This is a genomic window from Rickettsia endosymbiont of Ixodes scapularis, assembly GCF_000160735.1.
GTDB lineage: Bacteria > Pseudomonadota > Alphaproteobacteria > Rickettsiales > Rickettsiaceae > Rickettsia > Rickettsia tamurae.
In genome coordinates, this window is the sequence record NZ_CM000770.1 from 683,251 (window position 1) to 699,541 (window position 16,291).

Here is a 16,291-nt window from a genome sequence, read left to right on the forward strand (position 1 = left end):
TAACTTTTAAGTCCTCTCTTTAGCGATCAAATGTTGTTCTATTAATCTTGCTCTTCTATCAATCTGATCGCTACTAGTTAGCATATTACGCCATTTCTCTTGAGCAAAAAGTTGTACTCGATCTAAAGCTTTTAAGTAGGTAGTTAAATGATGATCTGCTACTCGTTTTTGTTTTAGCATGGTAACTGCTTTACGTACTTCTAAGATTACCTCCTTTAAATGCTGCAGTAAACTGTAACTAGCAACTAATTCTGAAGAACTATCTAAAATAGTAACTCCTGATATTGCTTCTAAAGTAATATAGTCATATACTGGAAATGCTTCCCCGATAGATGATAAAAAACTAATATCAGCATTACTAAACTCGTTATTACTAGCAAGTTTACTCTTTAATTCATCCAGCTTGGTTTTAGCCTTGCCTTGATATGATTGCTCTGGAGCAATACTAATATTGCGTCTTATTGCTGGATTTAAACAATGAATATTGTCACAATTATAAATTGAGGCAGATTCACCGCCTTTTAAATGAGCAATCCAGCTCTTTTCATCTTGAGCAAGTGACGCAAGAAAATAGACATTATTATCTCGAACTATAATAGTTCCTGTCATTGACATAATGGCATTTCTCATATTTTCAGGAATCCCTGCTTTTTCTGCTGCCTTGATAAAAATATTATAATTATCTAGCATTAGCTCTGGATCTTTATTTTGGATATTCGCTAAAGCTTGTTTCTGCTCTAAATCACTACGACATTTTTTACCGGCAGCAAAATAATCAAAGCCAGAGCTGGATTGTAAATCCTTGCAAACTGATTCTCTCACTGCTGAATCTTTAGGCAAAATGGAAGCGAAAATAGCTTTAGTCATTTCACAATCGCCCTTAGCAAATTGATTCATTTCCATAGCAAGATTTCTTAAATCTTTTAAGGCATTTTCTATTTGTGGAGCAAAGGTCTTAAGGCCCAATGAAAATGCATAAGCTTTTGCTTGCGAGCCTATATTTTTCATCAGCTGGACTAGCTCATCTCCTGAGATAATTGAAAAACTACCAAGATAAGAATCAATACCGCTACAGCTCATGTTTAACGAGGGAGGAGTAATAGAAATCGGATTGAAAGATGTTTTATTAGTTCTGATAGATAACCCTCCTGCCGCATAATAGCCAGCAGCTTGAGTCTGATACGCACCAGGTTTAGTGACATTAACGCTCATGCCTTGAAATACATCCTGTAAATCCCAAGCATAAGATGTTATTGCTTGTAACAATAAAACTATCATGAGAATATACATCACATGCTTTATGTAGATCACTTTTCTAAACTTATTGTTACTGATCATAATCATTAACCTTTAGTCCATTATAGTACTGCACTATCAATAAAATATTTTCAGCAATTTTATCTTCATTAATAATTCCTCTTGCAACTGGATATATTTGTTTGCCACTGCTATCCACTAAATACAATACCGGAACAAGATTTGTAGGATTAAGACGACTGAGCAACCCAGTATCCCTAGTAGTTTTTATATGTTCAAAATTTTTTCCATCATTGGAGACCAATAACAGCTGAAATTTATATTTATTGGCAAATTCTAGTACAATGGGAGTAAATGCATGACAATACTCATATCCTTGATTTACTTGCAGAATTAATCCCCAATCCTTAGCTAACAATCTTAGTTTTTTGCTGTTTTCTTCTTCTTGCCTTACTTCATATAATTTTTTATGTAAGGAATTTACTGGTTCATCCATGTTTACTAGCTTGTAATCTAATATCGTTGCTAGTTACCACATGGTAGCAAATTTATGTGATTTTTCTAAAATTTGTTTATGTAACCTTTGAGCAATAATAACATTTTCAAGAGTAGGATCATCTAAGGCTTTGTGCTGTGCTCTATTAAATTCCTTCTTTAAAGCGTCTATCCTTTCATCATAAGGCTCAAGTTCTGGCTCTTGCTTTTTTTTATCTTGAGAAAATTTTAATATTTCTGGCTTGTAAGCATGATCCTCGTTATACCACAAAACCCTTGAGGTTGTTGCCAAAAGTGATTATTTACATTAAACCTGATCATTTCATTTTTATTACTACTATCTAACTCCATAGTACCAGCAAATGCATGATTTGACCAATCATTGATTAATAACAATAAATTAATTACTAGTAATGTAATGGCTAGTAATGATTTATTTGTTATGTTTACCAGCCACTTCATCATTTTAATAGGATAAATTTGAATCAGTATGATTATTATTAAACCTTTATTGTTGCATTATAGTCATCTGGTTTTTTAGTTGCTGCGGAAAATTCTTATGCATTTTACTTTTAGCATGATCAAGTAAATCGCTAAATAACTCCTCTAAATCAAATTTAGAAAAATCTATTCTTTGCAGCTCTTCTACTGTAAAACCCCTGCAATTAGCATGTTGTGCTGTACCAAAACTAATAGATAATTGTTTTTTTGCCTTGTTCCTGAAATACTCGTGCAAGTTTTGAATTAAAACAACAATAAGTAGATTTCTTAGTAATACATGTCTTAAATACCTTATCTTTCTTAGCACAATATGTACCAACATAGTAGCACTGACCTTTTGCTCTTTTTAAGGCTAAAGCTTTTTCTTCTGCACTGCACCTACTTAATCCTAAATCCTTACCCCAACCTTTGAATCCAGAACAACAATTAAGAAAATTACCAATATTTGTTTTACGACAACTATCACTTGTACCTTTAAAAACCATAATCGGATTTGTTTGCATATCTTTTTTCATTTCATTTAACATTGCAAGATACCCAACATTCCCCATATCAGTATTAGGCACAATAGTTGCAGTATGACAATCCCCTCCTAAACAAAACATTTGAGCTCCAGCAAGAGAAGAGCTGAGTTCTTTTTCTCAATGTAACAGCTATAATTTCGACTCCACTGCAAACATATACTAGAGGCTTGCTTAATACAGTTACTACTTTTTAATTCACAACCTTGCTTCTTTAAATGATGACACCCATCTTTTGGCTCGCTACTACATTGATATTTAATTTGCTCTCGAAAGCATGGACGATTAACCCGATATTGATCATAAAATATCTTCTCTCCTCTTTCTAAACATACCGTACCTAGCTCATGATATTCATTATGCTCTATTAATGATTCTAATTCTTCTGGATAAAAAAGCCAATATTCTCCTTTTTCCTTAAATTCTTTTTCCTTTTCTCTAAATCTATATTTAAAATTATATTTATCCCACTTCACTTCATGTCTTCTACATTCCGTTAAATTTCCGCTTCCCTTTGGATTAATGCCAATTTCTTCACTAATTTGTTCTAAATTTACTCCTAGCTTTTGGGCAATAATACTTCTTACTTCATTTTGAGTGTTAATATCACTACGCATATGCATACCATATCGTTTCTTTTTCCAATAAACCGGATATAGCAAGTGGTAATGTAACCTACATATCTCCTCTCCAGATATATCAATAGTTCTATCTTGCCATGCTCCCCATTTATCTATTAATTCTGTTTCTAAATATAGCTTCCTCATTATATCAACCGTAAAATCTACCCCTTCAATACAACTCTTAGCAATTTTTGTTTTGGTAATTGTTTCACTATTAGAAAAACTATCTCCTTCTGTATGTCTTAAAGGATCTGCCTCAATTTTAACTGAATTAATAATCAAAGGGTTTTTAGGATTAATGTCATATTCTTGAGAAGCATCTATTTTTTTAAGCTCACTTTGTTGTAGTAATTGACCTGCTGAACTATTATTTAACATTTGACCGCCTTGCTTTGTTAAATCTTGATCACTCATATTACTTAAATTTGAAATATCTGCGTCTTTATCAAATATTACTTTATTGCCCATTTGATCAGGATTGCCAAGCCTGATACTATTTTCATATTGTTTAGCTCTATTATAACTATCTTGAATGTTAGCAATTGCATTAAAACTGAACAATACAATAATCATTGATAAAAACGTGAACCTCATGAATTTTCTTTGTTCATAATTTCTAAAGCATCATGTAATGATATGTGACCAGTTAGTCTTTTTACTCCCTTGCCTTCACTATTCACTATTATTGCTGGTACAGAAGTAATTTGATATTCCTCAAATAGATTGGGATCAATATCAAAACTAATATTAATTTCATCAGCTTTTGCTTTAGTTTCTAAAAAAGAATTATTTTTTAGACCTTGCATTACAAGTCTTGCTCCTGCTTGTTCTGCTTCAATATAATAACTCTTTAATGCTGAATCAGGCATTGAAAATGAGACAAAAATGTAGATTTGATTATATGTTTTAGTCTCTAATTTAGGTTGTACTATATTATGTAACAATACTTCTGGTTGTGCCAAAGCACTTGTGCTACCTAATATTAGTAAACAAGTTAAAATTATTGTTTTTAGGTTAAATTGCATATTTTTCTGTATCTTGTCATATCATTATAGCCTTAAAAGAGGCAGCAGGCTCTTTTCCTCCAAATCAAATAACCAAAATCTTCACCTTTAACAGGAAATTCTCTTCCCTGCTGCCAGGTAATTTCAGTCTCACCAATTTTTTTACAAGAATGCACCTCTGGTATAGGATAAGTCATCTGCAGTCTATATTGGCTCTTTTTGATTATTGGCATTGGATATTTAGAACATAATCCGCCACTCCCCATATAACCCCAGAGTAACAATTCCCTATGTAACTTAGCCATAAATTTAGCTACTATTAATGCAGAAGATCCAACTCCGCCATTATGAGAGCTAGTTGTACCGGTAAAGGGATAAAGAGAACCTTGACATCCCCCGCACCAAAACATCTTATCATTTGAGAGATTACCAGAACTACAGCTAATGCAATCAGCTATGCAAGCCGATTGAGCTGCAATACTTCCAAATAATAAACTTTCAGGATTTAATATAGCAGCCTTGTTATCATCTCCCCATAATGGATCAAATTCAGTTAAATATGCGATATCTACTTGTGACATCTCTAAACAGGCAAAATTAAGTAATATTTCAAGCCAGTAAATAACCGGATAGATATACCAAACACCTTTTTGCATGCTAGTTCCAAGATTAATGCCTCCAAGACTTACCATGCACATAGGGGATTTAGTTACATCTACCAGTCTTACCGGCTCCCAAAATCCAATTGGAATACCGGGAACTGGTATCGGAATCGAAGGCTTAGGGCAAAAACAAACAATTTGCCTTGGGTTATTAGTATCAGCAATAGAACTTGATACAATTTTTATCCCTCCAATAGTAATTGGAAATAAACATTTCCAGCAAACATCAGTTATGGGATTAACAAATCTGCCAACGCAGCCAATTGATGCATAACTATAATTACCAAGCAAAATAATTATAATAAACATTATTAACTTCATTATTACTTGTATATTTCAGAAGTTATTAAATCTGTATTTGCTTGACAACCTAACTTTGCTTGCTCTGCTATCATATTATTTTTCTCACCGGCGATTAGATATACTACTTCTCCACTAGATTTTACTATTGCATGCACCTTACCTTGTAATACATGATCTATTATCTTTTCTAAATTTTGCTTTGCTTCTGATAATTGCCACTTTTTCATAGATTACCTCCGGATTTTATCAGTGTTTATTCACACCTTAATTTTTTACTTAAATACTATGACATTTCAATTAATCTTTATTTCACTAATTTTTAATAAAATCCCTTCTTGCTCTATTACAGCTGGCACTGCTTTTATTTTAAAACGAGTAGTAAACACGCCACCTTGATCAAAAAATATTTGCTTGTTTAATTCTTGCCCAAGCTCTATAGGGTTTCCTTTAGTAAGTACTAATTTTCCTATTTGTGATTTAGACCACTTAACCTGCTGCTCATCATCTCCATCAATAAATATTAATGGTTCTCCCCAGCTTATTTTCTCTAAAGGATTTACATTTGTGCCAGCTTTTACTATGATGTTCCCCGCTTGATCTTTTATATCTGTCTTTTGTATAAAGCTCGGATCATAGTGCCAATTTCGGTTTATGCTTGCTTTTGCTAAAGCTAAGATAGCAGTTGGTCTAGAGATTTTTTGCTGTACTTTATTTTTAAATTCTTCCTGCATTTTCTCTAAAACGCCATTGTGTTTTACAGTTTGAAGTTTAGCCATAATGACCTCTAATAATGACTCTTCAATAATTGGAAATACATGGCCTCTGACTTCATAATCTTTAATTTTTACTTTAGCATTTCTATCTGTCACTGTACTAATTGCATTAACATTACTTACCTGTAATATAACTAAAAATAGAATAATATAACTGATGGCAATAATTTTTAGATCTAAATACCCCAAATCATATTTTCCCATAAAACTTTAAACCAAGCCTCTCTCGTCCAGTATATTATTGATGGCATCTGTAACGCTCATTCCCCAATTCATCCTATCTTCTATGGCTTGGTAATCCCTAGCATTAGTAGAGGTCAGCATTAGAGTAAATGGATCTAACATTAATCTTGCCACAACTCCATGAACACTTGGTCCATAAATCACTGCTTCACTATAATGCGGTGGATTTGAATGAATTGATTGCAGTAAATTTAGTTTCCAATCTTCATCGACAAAACCTGCAAGTTTGGGGTTTGCTCTCATTGCTTTAAAGCTCTCAGGATTTTGCTTAAGAATAACTTTATGTGATGAGTTCTCAAAGGCTTTTTCAGCAGCTGATCCTGCTTCCCTGAAGTAATCAGTTAATTGCTGAGTAGCAAGGGTTATTGAGCCGTTGTATTTTCTTGCAATTCTACCTGCTTCTTCAATAAATTCTCCAGATCTCTTGCCAGATAGTAATTTCCATGCTTCATCAATCATGATTAGAAAGGGACGCTTCCTATCACCTTTAACCATTGCTTGGTTAATATGAACAATCATGATTTGTACAATTACTGCAAGTAATGCCGGGCTACTACGAAGATGATCAGTTTCAATTACTACTATATCTGAGCTTAACGATAATTTTGCCTTACCATTTCCATTCACCAATGATAGGCAGTAACACCTTACTTTCTGAGGCAATAGTCCTTATGCCTCTACCAAGATTTGATAATGCTACGCCAATTCCTGCTATTTTATGGGACAATATTCCTTTAAACTTGTTTGTGAAAGAATTTGGTGCTGCTTCAACTAACTGCATCGGTAAACTAGCAAGTACCACCGCTAAATGATCATATTTACAAGGAACAAAATACCAACCACTTCGACGAAGCTGTGAGCAAAACTGTGATGCTGCTTGTTTGGCTTTATTCTTCTGATCCCACATAATGACATTTAAGTGGATATTTACTACTCTATCACCATTTTGTAAGCACGCTACTGCTCCTGCTAAATCTTGTGCTTCTAGTTGCAGATTAGGAAAGAATTTACCAATCCCAGCATTAATATTTCTCTCTAAAGCTTCTCTTTTGGTAATTGCTGCTGTTTTTGCAACTAATTGATTTGGTATAATCTGCAAACCAAAATGAATTAAAAAATTTGCTCTAATATATTCATCTCGTCTTAGCTCATTACCTAAAAACAAATCCATTGCTGATAATCGCCACTCATAAGGTCTTTTTCCTGCCTCTAGAGCGATAAATATTTGATTGTCATTAAGACCTACATAATCTTCCTTATCATATAAAGAAAAATTACTAGGTAAAATCTGCTCAGATAATATTTCATAAGGGTTAAGTTCAGGATGTTCTTCTTCCCTCCAGCCAAATATTAAACGGACAAATTTTAATAGCAATGTTGCCTCAACATTGTAAGTAGTAAGGCCAATTGATTTAAATGTATCTTGCAGCACTTCTCTTCTTCGTATCATCTCATTAATATCAATCGTCAGCGTCGGAATAGTGACTGAAATTAATAAAACTACATCTTTGATATTTCCCTCTTCCTTTGCTTTTTGCTCTAGAAACTTTACTCTTCTACTACTAAGCTCAKTAAAGATTGTACCTTTTCTATGTAATTGCCAGTTATCTAGATATTCTCTTATATGATCAGAGCCAATCATCAATATTTGAAAACTACTTCCTGCCGGTAAATTCTCATCACTTTTTAAAAATTCAGCTATCTCTCCTTGAGCTTGCAAGCTTGTTCCAACTAACGGCCAACCAAGTAGTACAAATCCTACTGAAGCTCTATTAAAAAACAAACTACTCTCCTTATCATATGATTCATAAACAAAATGTTTAGATAGTCTTGCCCGATCAAAATCTTTATCAATTCCTGATGTCATTATTATACCTTCCAGAGCATCTAGCAGAGCCTCTCGATTTAAAATTAGGCTTATCATTATTATTATTTGGATTAAACATATCAAAATCAGCCATTTTATTTACCTCATATAATGATTTACATTTTAGTCCTTGGGGCAGCGGGCAATCAAAATCGCTTCTATATGGCATCAATTTACAACTAGAAATACTAAAACTTAACATCACTAACAAAAGTAGATTAATTATTTTATTATTCATTAAAAATTACCAAGATGTTGTTGTTCTGACTGCAAATCAATATCTGTCATTTTATAAGTCCCATTATCCGGAGTAAAATTTTCTTGCAATTTAGTTTTTGCCTTAGTAAAACTTGTCACTTTATTCCTAGAATAATTTTGATTATTACTATAATTTATTCTATTTTGAGAATAATCAGTAGTAGTTGGTGGTAGTAATCTATCTACTTTGCCAGCATCTTTATTATTCCTTAAATCAAAACCTTTTCTAAATACGACATCTATTACTCTACCTGAAGCTACAACAATTACCGGACTCATACTTTCTGCCCGTTTAATTGCAAAATCAGCAAGCTTTTCTAAAGCATTACCGGTACCGGCATAAACACCAGCTTTTAGAGAATCCTGAGCTTTTAAGGCATTTTGCTGACCGGTAATCGGTGACACCGGAAATATGCTATTGCTTGCCTGGTTCTGGAAAAATTGTGCTATCCCGCCAAGTACGCCGTTAAGCACCGCCATTCTTGCGACATCTGATGATCTATCAACTACTATACCCTTAATGCCGGGCCTACCATCTTCTCTTATTAACCAACCTTCTACCGGTTTTTCAATTATCTCTCCATTACTATTTAGTAAAGATACTGTCTCTAACCGGCATTTAGCCCGCTCTGATGAAATATCCCCAGTGCAAGAACCAATTAAAATTGCTTCTTTGATTTGCTCTGTTTTATATCCTTTAGAAAAAATAGCTGTATCAACAAGCCTTATCATTATTGGCTCAGGAGATGCTGAGTTATTAGTGCCGGTTCCAACTACTACTCCAGTAAGCAGCACCCCTCTTGCAAAGCTGCCAGTAGTAATATAATCTTTAACATCTTTTTTTATCCTTAAGTCAGCTCTTTTTACATAGCCAAGTAATCTTTCTACTGGAGCAGTAGGAGCAGCAACAATGCTTTGCTCAAAGTTATTATCTAGTAAATCTTCTATTTTTTGATTATTATTAAAATCATTGCCATCATATAATATAGTTTCTTCATGAGGCTTCTCTAATGATTCTAACTTTTGACTAAAATCATCAATTTTAGTTTTAGTTTCTAAATATTTATTCTCTATTAGCTTCTCTAAATGATTCTGCATGTTTTTAACTTCATTTAATATTTCTGCAGTCCATTTAGCCCTTGGATCTATTGCCTGCTCTATCCCTGATATTTCCCTTGATTGTCTATCTTCCTGTAAATCTAAAGAAGTCTTTACCTCACTTTCTGCAAATCCATAAAATACCAAAACCATTATTACTCCTAAGCAAGCTAGAGTTACTAATGGTCTGTTTTTAATTATCTCTATAAACTCTGATAATCTTTTACTAAATGCAGATGGTAATTTATGATCCTCTACTTTACCTTGTACTTCTTCCTGCTTATTGAAATCTTGATCCATTGCTTTTAATCAATATCTTAATTATCTAACTAATTTTCATACCACTAGAGACCCACTCTAAATAAAATCCTAAAATAATACCAATAGCTACAATTGCTCCGGCAAGTCTTAAATTACCCCTGACTACTGCCCAGATTGAGGATAAAATCGTTGCCCCTGATATCCCGATAGTTTTAAGTTTACCAGTAGAGAGCCCACCAATTCGATCTAACTGTCCTTCCAATGTTTCTCCTAAAGCGATTTCAGATAGTATTACATTTACACAAAAAATTAATAATATTGGCAATAATGGGTAGGTTAATCCTCGATACTTTTGTAGTACTAAAATCACCTCCTTAATAACCTCATTATTATTTTCTTCTTCTCTTACATCTTTGTTTGTTACATTCATGATATTTCTCTTCCTTATTATTAGTTAATTTTGTTACTTCTTGTTCTAAATCAAACTTAATCAATCTAATCGGTGCTGGTTTGCTTTTAGTAAAATTCAGCATTAAATCTTGAATCGTACCATTTTCACCAATCAGGGTTAAGTAAAGTTTACTGCTATTTTGCTGCGGCAAAATAAATAAATAACCAGAATCATGCACTGCTACTTCTGCAGCTTCCCCCGGATGAATAAAAATATCATTAATCTTTTCTCCTTCGATATTAATCCTAGTTGGACCATCTTTGGCAATTTGTAATTCTAATAAAGAATCAGCATGTAATATATAGCTTATTCCATAAGCATTACTACTAAAGCTTGCCAGCATTATGCCAACAAAAACTACTAAGATCTGCAACTCTGACTGCAAACTTTTCATTACTTATTTACCTCTTCTTCCTTAATACCAGTAAGTAACAACAAATGATTAGCTCCTCGCTTGTAAGTTAACAAATAAGTTTTATCAGCTGCTATATGCTTATTCTCAGAAAACCAATAACGAAATGTGCCACTAATTATTACTCCATCTGCAATTACTTTTACTTTTTTAGGAAAAAATACTGATGAAATATTAGAGCCCTTAACAAAATTTAAATGTTCTTTAAAAAACTTATCTAATTGCTCTGTGTTACTAGACACCACCTTCATATCCGCTATTTGTCTCTCTACCTCCTCAGGCGAAGTAGTAAATAATTCTTTCATGACAAAAATTGCCCATTCTTTAAGATAAGTCTCATGATAGCTTTTGGATGATACTATCATCCGACGATCTGGCTCTATGGCTGGAATTAATAACCATTTTTCTTCCGTGCTAACTGTTTTAATCATTCCAAGCAGACTCGTAACTGCAAGCAGCAATGCGATAAGCAATAATATCTTATTATATTTAACTAGCTGCTGAACCCCGCTTTGCTTAAATAAATGATTCATTACTTGCCTACCTTTTTACCAAGTAAATTAGGATAAGAAGTAGGAGCATATAGCCATTTCTTAGCGACTAAATAACTCTTAAGCACAAAATATTCTGATAGTTTCTTGAACTTTTTAAATATATAGCAAAGTACAATACCAGCTATAATGCATATTACCCCAAGATTAGCATGTCCGCTATTCAGTAACACTATCCCAGGTACTATACCAAGTAAGATCACTAACCACTCATCTAAGCTCAGTCCCATATATTTTAAGGCAGTAGTTAGTGACCAATATAATCTTTGATTAGCACAATTATTATCCGTTCAAAGCTTTTAAATCAGCAGGTTTTAACTGTGAAGCAACTCATATTACTGATGATTTACGATTAGACACATTAATGCAAGTAATGTCTATTGCTTTTTGTCTAGCCTATCAAACTGGAGAGATTGTAGTTGTAGATAAACCAATAATTATAAAAAAACATGGTTATAGACAAAACAGTATATTTCGTGTCGGATTAGATACATTGGTGACTATCTTTTATAATATTTCTAACCAATCAGCCCATTGGATGTAGCTTTTGTGCTCAATATTTGTTCATACGGAGATAGCAAAATGAAAAATTGTCATGTAGTGAGAGATTTATTAGATATATTTTTATTATTATCTATATATAAGTAGTTAGCGAAATTTTTTTCAGGTTGAGCTGAAATTTCTTTCGGGTTAGAGCGAAAAATTTTTCGTGTATGGCTGAAATTTTTTTCGTTTTCAGCTGAAGATTTATGATTATAAGGTTGGAAATTTTTTGCTAATTTTACACAAGGAGTATTACGACATTTTATACCGTATCTAATTATTGTTGTAGTAGAGAGATAGATAAAGCCAGCTTGTTGTAATTCAAGTAGACATTGTCTAATTCTTCGTTGACAAACTCCTAAATGTTCTTGAAAGAAATGATAGGTTTCATTAAGTTCATCAATGCTATTATTATGATAGATTTGCAAGCGAAAGACTATGAGAGATAGAAGCTGCCTTGCAGTTTTACTTAAAATTTTACCATTACTAGAGGATAGATTACTCCATTCAGGAGGGATAAAATTACCAACAAAATTGTAGAAAATGATTGCACTATTATCATTGTGATCATGTGTTAGACAATCAGGAGTGAAATGTGATGAGCATATAGTGTGCATAAGACCTCAACTTAAACATCAGGTTTAATCGAGGTAACAAAGCAATTAAGATACCATTTTTCAAAATGCGATGAGCATATAAGCAGCATATGGCGTAGGGAGGTAAAATTAGCAGCTTAAGAAAAGCTTGGAGGTAAGGTGGTGGGCGATAGGGGATTCGAACCTCTGACCTTTACGATGTCAATGTAACGGTTCGTTTTACCTTACTTTTTGCCTTTTTCTTATAAACCAATTTATACCTCACAACTCTTTATATGTTAAGGGTTTTTTCTTACTACCAATACTATGCTTTAACTTTAGTAGAGTTGCAATAATTTGTCAATCTTTAAAAAATATTAGAAATTTTAAAATAGGATATGGATATAATGAGCATATAGCGAGTCAAATTTTATGATCAATTTTTACCTTGCAATTTACTTGGACCTTTTGAATTTATGAATCAATAATTACAATTATTAGTTGTTTATATTGTAAAAGTAATAATCAAGTTCATTGTAATTATATTTGATATAGAATTTGCTATTACAATTAAAACATACTACAGTTTTAAATATATATTTCGGTTAAGCTATGGTAGGTAATATTATGCCAGTTAAATCATTACTTTTTACTAAAGAAATGCTTCAAGAAATAAAAGCTCCAGAAGCAAAGCGAGATATATATAAAGATACCAAAGAAAAAGGATTATTGCTAATCGTCTCATACGGTGGTAGTAAAATATTTTATTTAGGAGTGGTACTTAGTAAAAAGTATCATAGAATCAAAATAGGAGTATTTCCCTATCTATCTATTATTGATGCAAGACTCAAAGCATCTGAGTTAAAAGGGAAAATTGCTCAAGGATATAATCCTATAGAAGAAAAAGCTAGATTATCTAAAGAGCCTACCTTTAAAGAGTTTTATGATAGATACCTTGATGAATACAGTAAAATTAATAATAAAAGATGGAAAGATTATGCTGCTTCTGTAGATAGATATGCAAAACATTTATATAATAGAAAAATATCAACCATTCAAAAAGCAGATATTCAAGAATTATTTAATAAATTGACGAAAACTGGTAAATATGGAGCTAATAGATTTCTTGAAGTTTTAAGTCCTGTATTTAGTAAAGCAATAGAATGGGAATTATTAACAGTAAATCCAGTTATTGGCATAAAGAAGCACAAGGAACAATCTAGAGATCGATATTTAACTAGGGAAGAAATACCACGATTTTTTACAGCAATATCAGAAGAGCAAAACCAGGTAATGAAGGACTTTTTCTTAATAGCTTTGTATACATCAGTTCGTAAGGATAATGTACTTACTATGCGTTGGGAACAGATTAGTTTTGCTGATAAACAGTTATATCTTCCAGATACTAAGAATGGTGATCCTCACCGTTTACCTTTATTAGATCAGGCAGTAGAAATATTAAAAGCCAGGAAAGAGCAATCTGATAGCATTTGGGTATTTCCAAGTGAGACAAGCAGTAGTGGTCATTTGCAAGAACCAAAGAAAGCATGGAAGAGGATTTGTAAAAAGGCAGGAATAGAAAATTTAAGAATCCATGATTTAAGAAGAACAATACCAAGCTGGATGGCAATGACCGGAGCAAATCAATATGTAATAGGACAGCTTCTAAATCATAGAGATCCAAGATCAACGGCAGTTTATACTAGACTTGCCACTGATACTGCTCGAGAATATATGCAAAGAGCCATTAATGAAATGATCTCTACAGTTCAACAGTAATAAATATAGTAAAACTTATATAGCTAGGAGGGTACATATATGCCATATAAAACAATGATTGATAACTTAAAAGATAATCACAGTTTATCTCTTAGTAATATAGGAGAAGGCGATGTTAAATCTCTAGCTCAAGCTCTAAAAGGTACTCAAATTACTAGACTTGATCTTAGTAATAATAACATAGGATGTAATGGTCTTAAGTATTTAACTCAAATTTTGAGAGACACTCAAATTACCACACTTAATCTTAAAAATAATAATATAATGGATGAAGGTGTAAAATATCTTACTGAATCTCTAAAAGAAATACAAATTACTGAACTTGATTTGAGTGAAAATAAAATTGGAAGCGATGCAGCACAATACTTAAATAAGATGCTGAGTAATACTAAAATGAGGTCTCTTTATCTTGATATCCATTACACAGAAGATGGTGATGTTAATAAGTATATATCTCAAAGATCATATTGTGATATTAAGAATATTCATATTACTATCCATAATAATAAAATAGGCATTAAGGGTGCTCAATATCTAAATAAAACCTTTCAAAATATTGCAATTGCTGAGCTTACACTTGATAGTCAAAACTTAGAAGCCGATGATGCTCAATATCTGGCTCAAGCTTTCAAAGATACTAAAATTAGTGAGCTTAAAATGTCTTACAATCATATTATGCAACTTAATGGTATTCAATATTTAGTTCAAGCATTTAAAGATAGTCAAATTGCCAAGTTAAATGTACATGCAGAAAAAATAAGAACTACAGGTGTTAAGTATTTAGCTGAATTTTTAAAAGAGGTTAAAGTTTTAGATCTTGATCTTCGTCTAAATTACATAGGAGATGAAGGTATGAAATATTTAGCACCAGCACTTAAAAATAGTGACATTATGTATATTGATCTTGCTTGGGATGATATAGAAGCTGAAGGAGCTAGATATTTAGCTGAAATCTTACAAAATTCTAAAATTCTTTTTATAGATTTGTGCAATAATAGTATAGGAGCTGATGGTGCTAGATATCTAGCAGATGGTTTGCCATATAGCCAAGTCACTGGTATTCATCTTCATGGCAATATGATTGAATATGCAGGATATCAATATCTTATTGATGTTGTTGATAATACCAATATATCTTGGGTTAATTTACATTGCAATAATATAGAGACAGGATTAGAAGAAGGAACCAAACTATGGCCTTATAGCATACCAAGAAATACTACTTCTATTGCATATGAAATACGTAATGTATTTAAAGAATTAGTATCACTAGATCCTATGAGTAATGAGTTTGAATTTATTGTACCTAGAAAGAATACATACCCTCATGTTGATATTGATCAATATGCTTTTTTGGTTAGAATTTTAAATGATAATCCAAATTCTAAGGTACATATTTTCGATATGATGTGTAAAAAGGATCATGGTAATGATTATGATTTTAATATAATGAACAAGATTAATGAGTTTATAGCAATAATGCCGAACAAATTTAATACATTTATTGATAGTAAATTACCGGATTTAGTAGAATTATTTGACAATTATAACTATGTAAATCTTGTAAAGCAATTTGAAGATATGAAACTGTATGATATTGTTCAAAATCTATTATTACATAGGGTATTATATTATGTAGATGAAAACCAGGAAATTTTACATCCATATATTTACAAGATGTTAGATAAATATAGTATGCCTTTATATAATGAACAGCTTGAACCGAATAAAAAAGAAGAAATAATTGCTTATTATCAAAGTCATCAAGAAATTGATGGTGTACAGGAAATTATAGATTTGTTAGGATCAGAATCTTTTAAGTAAAATTAATAATAAACCTAATTTAAACTTACTTTATTGATAGAAAATTGAATTGGTACATTTTCATTATTTTCTATAAGGAAACGATAATATTGTTTTGCAATATCCACAGCATCATAACTACAGCAAGACTGGATAGCAAGTTTTAAACATTCTAGTTTTAACTCTACATCATTTCTAAACATACACAACTCACCAATAATTTATTTCGTTAATATTAGCAAAATTACTGCTAGTTATCAACAAATTCATGGATAGAGCTATAGATTCTATCTCCAGATATCCACAGTTTT

15 protein-coding genes and 3 pseudogenes are annotated in these 16,291 nt (G+C 32.2%); 3 read left to right on the forward strand and 15 right to left on the reverse strand.

Translation table 11 applies throughout. From position 1 onward, the window contains the following. Positions 1–6: 6 nt before the first annotated feature. The 14 genes and pseudogenes from REIS_RS03545 to REIS_RS03610 form a co-directional block, all read right to left on the reverse strand. Positions 7–1,338 carry a conjugal transfer protein TraH gene (locus tag REIS_RS03545; RefSeq protein ID WP_008579889.1) on the reverse strand — a complete coding sequence of 444 codons (1,332 nt, stop codon included), beginning with the start codon at positions 1,336–1,338 and terminating at the stop codon, positions 7–9. Then, a pseudogene (locus REIS_RS03550) lies at positions 1,328–2,217 on the reverse strand (conjugal transfer protein TraF). Before REIS_RS03550 ends, REIS_RS03545 begins: the two are co-directional and overlap by 11 nt. A gap of 224 nt (positions 2,218–2,441) precedes the next feature. Next, entirely contained in the window at positions 2,442–2,858 is a 417-nt protein-coding gene (gene traN, locus REIS_RS17090; RefSeq protein WP_371256134.1) for a conjugal transfer protein TraN, read from the reverse strand. Further along, positions 2,846–3,970: a conjugal transfer protein TraN gene (gene traN / locus REIS_RS17095; protein WP_371256135.1), complete on the reverse strand. Its 1,125-nt coding sequence runs from the start codon at positions 3,968–3,970 to the stop codon at positions 2,846–2,848. Before traN (REIS_RS17095) ends, traN (REIS_RS17090) begins: the two co-directional genes overlap by 13 nt. A 17-nt stretch (positions 3,971–3,987) precedes the next feature. Then, positions 3,988–4,422: a type-F conjugative transfer system pilin assembly protein TrbC gene (gene trbC / locus REIS_RS03560; RefSeq protein WP_008579890.1), complete on the reverse strand. Its 435-nt coding sequence runs from the start codon at positions 4,420–4,422 to the stop codon at positions 3,988–3,990. A 32-nt stretch (positions 4,423–4,454) separates the two neighbouring features. After that, the gene (locus REIS_RS03565; protein ID WP_008579891.1) at positions 4,455–5,384 is read right to left on the reverse strand and encodes a TraU family protein; all 930 of its coding nucleotides are present in this window, start codon (positions 5,382–5,384) and stop codon (positions 4,455–4,457) included. A 2-nt stretch (positions 5,385–5,386) separates the two neighbouring features. Beyond that, a complete protein-coding gene (locus REIS_RS03570) occupies positions 5,387–5,593 on the reverse strand; it encodes a type II toxin-antitoxin system prevent-host-death family antitoxin (protein ID WP_008579892.1) in 207 nt (68 codons plus the stop codon). Between the two features lie 66 nt (positions 5,594–5,659). Further along, entirely contained in the window at positions 5,660–6,343 is a 684-nt protein-coding gene (traW, locus tag REIS_RS03575; RefSeq protein ID WP_008579893.1) for a type-F conjugative transfer system protein TraW, read from the reverse strand. 6 nt (positions 6,344–6,349) lie between these two features. After that, a pseudogene (locus REIS_RS03580) lies at positions 6,350–8,249 on the reverse strand (TraC family protein). Between the two features lie 237 nt (positions 8,250–8,486). Beyond that, entirely contained in the window at positions 8,487–9,905 is a 1,419-nt protein-coding gene (locus tag REIS_RS03590) for a TraB/VirB10 family protein (RefSeq protein ID WP_008579896.1), read from the reverse strand. A 25-nt stretch (positions 9,906–9,930) separates the two neighbouring features. Next, positions 9,931–10,296 carry a hypothetical protein gene (locus REIS_RS03595; RefSeq protein WP_037213955.1) on the reverse strand — a complete coding sequence of 122 codons (366 nt, stop codon included), beginning with the start codon at positions 10,294–10,296 and terminating at the stop codon, positions 9,931–9,933. After that, positions 10,256–10,711, reverse strand: a complete 456-nt coding sequence (locus REIS_RS03600) for a hypothetical protein (protein ID WP_008579898.1) — start codon at positions 10,709–10,711, stop codon at positions 10,256–10,258. Before REIS_RS03600 ends, REIS_RS03595 begins: the two co-directional genes overlap by 41 nt. Then, positions 10,711–11,262, reverse strand: coding sequence for a TraE/TraK family type IV conjugative transfer system protein (locus tag REIS_RS03605; RefSeq protein ID WP_008579899.1), 552 nt, complete (start codon positions 11,260–11,262; stop codon positions 10,711–10,713). Before REIS_RS03605 ends, REIS_RS03600 begins: the two co-directional genes overlap by 1 nt. Next, a complete protein-coding gene (locus REIS_RS03610) occupies positions 11,262–11,510 on the reverse strand; it encodes a hypothetical protein (protein WP_050755359.1) in 249 nt (82 codons plus the stop codon). The genes REIS_RS03605 and REIS_RS03610 overlap by 1 nt, the downstream gene beginning before the upstream one ends. A gap of 143 nt (positions 11,511–11,653) precedes the next feature. Between REIS_RS03610 and REIS_RS03615 the strand changes: the two genes are divergently transcribed. Continuing rightward, positions 11,654–11,824: a transposase gene (locus REIS_RS03615; RefSeq protein ID WP_160142964.1), complete on the forward strand. Its 171-nt coding sequence runs from the start codon at positions 11,654–11,656 to the stop codon at positions 11,822–11,824. A 61-nt stretch (positions 11,825–11,885) separates the two neighbouring features. Here the strand turns inward: REIS_RS03615 and REIS_RS03620 are convergent. Continuing rightward, positions 11,886–12,440 (reverse strand): annotated as a pseudogene (locus tag REIS_RS03620) (hypothetical protein); the annotation flags it as partial. Positions 12,441–13,010: 570 nt separating this feature from the next. Between REIS_RS03620 and REIS_RS03625 the strand changes: the two are divergent. Both REIS_RS03625 and REIS_RS03630 read left to right on the forward strand, forming a co-directional pair. Further along, a complete protein-coding gene (locus REIS_RS03625; protein WP_008579904.1) occupies positions 13,011–14,177 on the forward strand; it encodes a tyrosine-type recombinase/integrase in 1,167 nt (388 codons plus the stop codon). Positions 14,178–14,216: 39 nt separating this feature from the next. After that, entirely contained in the window at positions 14,217–16,001 is a 1,785-nt protein-coding gene (locus REIS_RS03630) for a hypothetical protein (RefSeq protein ID WP_008579905.1), read from the forward strand. The last annotated feature ends 290 nt before the right edge of the window (positions 16,002–16,291 follow it).